We start from the raw sequence: 6,547 nt of genomic DNA, 5'->3' as shown, positions 1-6,547 counted from the left end.
TGGGTAAATATCAAAATGCGATCGCAGATTTCAACCAATCCCTCAGACTGAATTTTCAAGATGCCATTGTTTACCGCAACCGAGGTAAAGCACGTTCCCATTTGGGGGATAGTCAAGGAGCAATGGCAGATTTTAACCAAGCTTTACAAATCCAACCAGAAGATGGGCTAACATATATTGCCAGGGGAAATGCTTATCGGATCATGGGGGAGCACCTCAAGGCAATTAATGACTATAATCAAGCACTGCAAAAAAATCCTGATGATCCCCAAGCCTACTATAATCGAGCTATGGCTTACACTTGCTTGGAAGAAATGCAACTTGCTTGTGCTGATTATCAAAAGGCAGCCAGTATATTTTGCGAACAGGAAGACTGGGATAATTACCAGTTTGTGATGGATAGTTTGCAGAAAATCAATATATCTAACCCATATAGGAGCAAAGCCACCTCTCAGCTATTGCGTCAGCGTCTATTGAGATTGGTGGGAGGATATTGGGAAATTGCTGAACGTTTGATTGAACAAGCAAAATATGACTATCCTGGCATGGCAGAATCATGGTATGTGGAAAAGGTTATCAGAGATTTAGAACGCGATCGAGGATTGTGATTATTATTACGAGTATAGAGAGCGGTTCACAAGTAATAATCTTCACTCCCTCACTCCCTCACTCTCAGGAATCAACTCTAAGTCCTTAACAGCTCCTTCTTTGCCTAAAACTTTTGCTTTTTGCTTATTGGTAGAAAATAACACAGCACCTGCATTCCCAGAACGGATCCGCAAGCTTTTTTTTGCTGTCCATGTTTTCCGTGCTCCTTTATTAAGGGTTCCCTGAAAAACTTTTTTACCATCTGCTATTACTCTCAACCAAGATTTACCTTGAAGTTCCAAAGTAACTTTAACTTGTTTCGGAGTAGGTGATGGTGTGGCAGATGGAGTAGTGGATGGTGTTACAGATGGAGTGGGTGAAGCCTGTGTTATTGGTATAGATACTGAAGGAGAGGGAACTGGCTGCTGCGGCTTTTTTTGGACTTTGCTTATTTGCTTAGAATTAGTACTCTGACTAATAGTCTCAACCTTTTTACTAGAATTCAGTATATAAAATAATACTATGCTGGCAAAAACTACTAGGACTATATATGGGAAAAAAATAGGTATGTATATATTAGTTTTTGGTTCGACTTCAGGAGTCACCTCTTTTAATTCAGGTGGATCGGAAATTTGAATAAATTGTTCCGCTAAGGAGCTACCATTCAAACCTAAAGCATCTCCATAACGAAGAATAAATCCCTGTACGAAAATAGGTTCTGGCAAATCTTCAAATCTGCCTTCCTCTAAAGCCTGTAATAGGGCTGGTCTAATCAGGGTTTTCATGGCCATTTCTTCTATAGAAAAGGACTGCTCCTTTCTAGCTTGGATTAATTTATCTACTATTTCTTGTAATTGCTCGTGTTGAGCTTTATGCAACGCCTTCACGATATTCTCCTACACATAAATAAAGTTTGTTTTTTTTAATTGACTGAGACAATATATTGATATATATGTATTATTTATAACTTATTCTCTTTATGGCTCAAAGGTGTGTTGATAATTAATAACTACTAGTTTAGTACTAAATAACTTGTCAAATTACAAAATTATATTCGCATATACGAATAGTTGAATGGAGGACAATACACTGCGACTTTCCATCGGATTTCCCCTCAAAATTTTTATGGGGTTAGGCATAGCCACAGCAATTGTTTACTTGGCTGTGTGTATATTTATTTTTTTTAACCAAACTCGATTCCTTTTTTTCCCATCTCAAAATATTGAAACTACCCCCAAGTCTTTTTATATCCATTATGAAGATGTTTGGTTGCCGATAAAAATAGGTACAAATAAATTTGAATATGTACATGGGTGGTGGATGCCTGCCAAAAAGCCAGAAGCTAAGGTTTTATTATATTTACATGGTAATGCACTAAATGTGGGCGCTAATGTTGCTCATGCCCATCGTTTCCATAAATTAGGATTTTCTGTATTACTAATTGACTATCGAGGTTATGGTCGTAGTCAAGGTTCCTTTCCTAATGAAGTACAGGTGTATGAAGATGCTGCGGTAGCTTGGAAACACTTAGTGCAGCAAAAGAGGATTGCACCTAGTCAAATTGTAATTTATGGTCATTCTCTTGGAGGTGGAGTGGCTATTGATTTGGCAGTAAAAAACCCTGATGCGGCTGGATTAATTGTGGAATCTTCTTTTACCTCTGTTAGAGATGTGATATTCCATCGGAACAGTTTTGGCATGTTTCCCGTCGAGTTAATTCTAACCCAACGGTTTGAATCAATTAAAAAAGTACCATTATTGCAAGTACCAGTTTTATTTATTCATGGTACTGCTGATACTACCATTCCTTCTTTTATGAGCCAGAAGTTATACAATGCTGCCCCTAAATCAAAACAATTGCTCCTAGTACCAGAAGCAGGACACAATAATGTCGCAGAAATTGCAAATTCTCAGTATATACGAGCAGTAAAGTCTTTTTTACAACAATTTTCTGCTTCACCGTTAAGTAATATACCAGAAATAGATAGTTACTAGAAATACCTCGTAGCTTTAAGCATCAAAACAGGTAATATAGCACTACGCAATTATGTTAGGACATTATTGAAGGCTCAAACCTATGAGCGCCATTTGCTTTATACCGGGAAACCTGTCCAATGCAGTGGCTCACTTATTACTTATTACTTATTACTTATTACTTATTACTTTTGCGTAGCGCTATAAATCTATATACCAATCCCATTCGATTGATATTCCTTTGGGATAAATAGCCATATTTACTTGTAAATATTGGTTAAAATTAATAATTAAATTTAAATATATAGCACTACCAAAGCAGGTTAGGGCATTTCGAATGCTGAGACTTATGAGCAGTAAACTTATTACTTATTACTTATTACTTATTACTTATTACTTATTACTTGCGCGTAGCGCTATATTTTGATGAATTGCCAGGTAAAAATTGATATTTGCAAAATATAAATATTGATACTTAAATATCCGGAAATCTCCGCTAGCAGTAGAAGAAATTACACAGATAAAAAAATACTTGTTGTCTTATACCCTTAACCGAAAATGACTATGACATCAGTTTACTCACTCTCCATTCCTGGTAATTCCACTATTGAAGTTTCTAAAGATGAATTGCGATCGCTGCTCAGAGAAACTGAAGCTGAACTACATCGTAGTCAAGCATATCGTCGGGCTTTAGTCAACTTACAAAACTTACTGGGTGAATCTTCCGAACAAGCTAAAGTGTTGTTTAAAGTTGTTAGTAGAGAAGCTATTAGTTTGGTGGTTAGACAATTTGCTCTTTACTCTCACAAAGTGAAAGATTGTCATTTAGATGTAGAAAGAACTAAGGATATTACTGATAATAACTCTGACAACAATCAGGAATTAAATGGGGGCTTAACATCTGTAAACATAGATTCTCAAGTGTCTACCGAGAATCTAAGGGTACAAGATGCTTCAGTAAAGTCTCAAGTACAGAATTATTCACCTGAGAATGTTATTTGTCAGGATGCAAAGCCCAAAACAAAACTGAATTTATTCAAATGGAATCAGAAAACTTCTGCGGCGGAAGCCAAACAAATAACTGCTCAAAAACGCTTAGAAAGCTTAAATAAAATCGGACAGCAACTACGACAGACAAGAGAATCTCAAGGTCTTTCACTCAGCCAACTTAGTGCTTATACTCATATTCCTATGTATCATATGGAATCTATAGAAAAAGGCTATGTCAAATCATTACCAGATGATGTTTTTGTCCGTGGTTTTATTCGGGTGATGGGAAATCATTTAGGAATTGATGGTGATAGTCTGGCTAAGTCTTTACCTAGTAGTGAAAGGAATGAAGTGATTTTACCACCAACTTATCAGCCTGAAAAATCCCTATCATCTAGACAGTTGAGATTGGAACTGAGTCCCATGCATTTGTATATGGGTTACACAGCTTTAGTTGCAGGTGCTGTAGGTGGTTTATCCTTGATGTCTGGACAATCAACCGCTGAAAATAAAGTATTTAGCGATCAGGTGACACCATCCACCCAATCCTTTTCTAATTCATTCCGACATCAGGAAGCAAGTGCTAAACCAGGCATACAATCGAATAATGGGAGTGTGAGTGTGGGAATTGATATTGCACCACCGGAAGCACTGTGACCAAGTCCCTAGCCCTTGCGGGGCGACCTCCCAACCTAGGTCAATTTAGACCGCTTCGTAGCATGGGTCACTACAACAATCTCCATGATAGAACTCGAACAGTCGCCAGGGACAAAACTTTAATTACTGAGATTAAAGGATACAGTCCGTGTCGGGCAAGGATGAGTGAAATCAAGGGGATGTAAATCTACAATCACATCAACAAAATTGTGGGATCTTAATTTTGATATGGAAAATATTTCTCAATGGGTAGGCATTGATGTGAGTAAAGCCACTCTAGATGTTTATATCCGTCCAATGGGTAAAGCCATGAAAATAGCAAACACAGAAATGGAAATATCAACAACAACGGGTAGCGATCGCTCGTGCTTTAGTCAGTCAACCCAAAATTTTACTTGCTGATGAACCTACAGCTGCTTTGGATAGTAAAACTGGTAGAGATGTGGTGAATTTAATGCAAAAGTTAGCCAAGGATCAGCATTGTACCATTTTGCTAGTCACCCATGATAACCGGATTCTAGACATTGCAGATCGCATTATTTCTCTGGAAGATGGCAAATTAACCAATGCACCTGTAATGGCTAAAACTAACCATAATTAAACAAAATAGTCCTCAGGCTAAAGCCTGAGGCTTAATCCCCAAGATTATCCTATGTGGGTAGTGCTAAACAAGTAATGGATGTGACCATTCTTGACCGTTTAGGAAGATGCACAAGTTGGATCCGTTTTCTTCTAGACCTACTTCATCACCGCATTGCAGAAAGTCCACCCCGATGTGGGTGAGCGATCGCTTGGTTACTTGACCGAAAAAGAAAAGCATACAAACCCCCAAATTTATGATGCTGTGGGTCAATTAAGTGAGGGGTCAAACACATCGCCATTTATAGTTTCCTAACCGCCATTTCTCACAAATTACAAAGGTTGCCAAAAGTGAAGGAAGCAATTTCGCCATTTGATTTTTTGATTTCTCTCGCGAGCTACTATAACCCCTCTTTCCACACTCACCACACTCCGCACCCTGCAAGACTTCTGAGACTTATGGGTAATGAATAGCTTCTGAAGGGGGATTTGGGGGGATTGAAATTAAACCGTCACAAAATCACCAGCCGTGAGAGTCGTGGTATCCACGCCAGTCAAAGTCGCCAGGATTTCACTGCTCGCAGTGACGATTATATCGTTACCGGAGAAGCTCAGATCCCCAAAGGACAAGCCGTCAGCCAGACCAATCAAATCTTCTCCTTGCCAGAAGCCGATAATGGTATCGTGGCCCTCTCCTTCGGCAAAAACGAAGGTATCACTCCTGGTGCCGCCAATGAGGGTATCATCGCCAATGCCGCCAATGAGGGTATCATTGCCAGTACCGCCAATGAGGGTATCATCGCCAGTGCTACCAACGAGGAGATCATTGCCGCTGCTACCAACGAGGAGATCATTGCCGGCACCGCCAGTGAGGGTATCATTGCCGTTACGACCGAGAATCAAGTCATCTCCTCCAGTGCCAGTAAGGTTGTCGGCATTTAAGGTGCCGATAATAGTTGCAAATACCCCTGAGTAGGCTTCCCTGGTAGCTTCGACAAAGGCTAATTCACTCTCTACCTGCCCGAGGCGATGTTCTAATTGCCAGGTTCCTCCTTTTTGAGCATTGCCCACTCGGTTTGGGGATGCGGCAATATTGGCACCTGTGAGTTGATGCAGTTTGTCAATGAATTCTGCTCCTGCATCCCCCGCAGCGACGTTACAGCCATATAGATAGATGGATGTGCTTTGCCAGGTTGAAATTAGCTCGGCGTATTGGTCTAGGGTATCTAAAGTTAGTTGGCTATTGCCCAGTTCCAGACCGCCTGGAGTACCGTGGGAAACGATATGAACTTGGCTGTTGGGGTGCTGGTGCAGATGTTCGGTAATTTGGGCGATGCCGTCTCGATTAGGGTCGAGTAGCACTGCTTCGATGCCGGGAACTACGCCCGCCTGGAGGCTAGGGTAGTCTTCGACCTTGGCATCGATGAAGACATAAGTTTTGGAACTATAATTATTAAAGTTTGTCATTAGTTTTTCCTCCAATTTAATTGAGGATAAGTAGTTGGACAGAATTAATTACACAATATCCTTGCGGATGGAGCGGAGCGGAATAGCGCTAATGCAAGGGTTTGGGATTGCTTCACTTCGTTCGCAATGATGGCAAATATTTTTGTCCACCGACTTATAGCCTTCCCATTTGATTTGTAACCTTAGAGGTTGTTTAAAAAGTCATATTACATACCCGAGATATCTGAGATCCCCCTAAATCCCCCTTGAAAAAGGGGAATTTTGCCCCCCTTTGTAAGGGGGTTGGGGGGAT

The 6,547-nt window shown here is 40.2% G+C and carries 6 protein-coding genes and 2 pseudogenes; 5 read left to right on the top strand and 3 right to left on the bottom strand.

The features are described from left to right. The coding region (locus tag CALSC_RS24435; protein WP_143288363.1) for a tetratricopeptide repeat protein at positions 1 to 608 on the top strand (608 nt) is incomplete at its 5' end. Positions 609 to 650: 42 nt separating this feature from the next. On the opposite strand, the gene CALSC_RS24430 is transcribed toward CALSC_RS24435, so the two are convergent. Next, on the bottom strand, positions 651 to 1,475 hold the full coding sequence (locus tag CALSC_RS24430) for a helix-turn-helix domain-containing protein (protein ID WP_088243820.1): 825 nt from the start codon (positions 1,473 to 1,475) through the stop codon (positions 651 to 653). Between the two features lie 187 nt (positions 1,476 to 1,662). Between CALSC_RS24430 and CALSC_RS24425 the strand changes: the two genes are divergently transcribed. The 4 genes and pseudogenes from CALSC_RS24425 to CALSC_RS24415 form a co-directional block, all read left to right on the top strand. Further along, positions 1,663 to 2,583, top strand: a complete 921-nt coding sequence (locus tag CALSC_RS24425) for an alpha/beta hydrolase (RefSeq protein ID WP_088243819.1) — start codon at positions 1,663 to 1,665, stop codon at positions 2,581 to 2,583. Between the two features lie 537 nt (positions 2,584 to 3,120). Next, the gene (locus tag CALSC_RS24420; protein ID WP_088243818.1) at positions 3,121 to 4,209 is read left to right on the top strand and encodes a helix-turn-helix domain-containing protein; all 1,089 of its coding nucleotides are present in this window, start codon (positions 3,121 to 3,123) and stop codon (positions 4,207 to 4,209) included. A gap of 228 nt (positions 4,210 to 4,437) precedes the next feature. After that, a pseudogene (locus CALSC_RS28310) lies at positions 4,438 to 4,551 on the top strand (IS110 family transposase); the annotation flags it as partial. Beyond that, positions 4,550 to 4,810 (top strand): annotated as a pseudogene (locus CALSC_RS24415) (ATP-binding cassette domain-containing protein); the annotation flags it as partial. The pseudogenes CALSC_RS28310 and CALSC_RS24415, both read left to right, overlap by 2 nt. Before the next feature lie 145 nt (positions 4,811 to 4,955). Here CALSC_RS24415 and CALSC_RS27955 read toward each other — a convergent pair. Together CALSC_RS27955 and CALSC_RS27705 are read right to left on the bottom strand one after the other, a co-directional pair. After that, positions 4,956 to 5,090, bottom strand: coding sequence for a hypothetical protein (locus CALSC_RS27955; protein ID WP_268807241.1), 135 nt, complete (start codon positions 5,088 to 5,090; stop codon positions 4,956 to 4,958). A 202-nt stretch (positions 5,091 to 5,292) separates the two neighbouring features. Further along, positions 5,293 to 6,255: a DUF4347 domain-containing protein gene (locus CALSC_RS27705; RefSeq protein ID WP_235006931.1), complete on the bottom strand. Its 963-nt coding sequence runs from the start codon at positions 6,253 to 6,255 to the stop codon at positions 5,293 to 5,295. Positions 6,256 to 6,547 lie beyond the last annotated feature (292 nt).

It is taken from the genome of Calothrix rhizosoleniae SC01 (genome assembly GCF_900185595.1).
GTDB lineage: Bacteria > Cyanobacteriota > Cyanobacteriia > Cyanobacteriales > Nostocaceae > Calothrix_A > Calothrix_A rhizosoleniae.
This window is presented reverse-complemented; position numbering and strand designations above follow the sequence as displayed.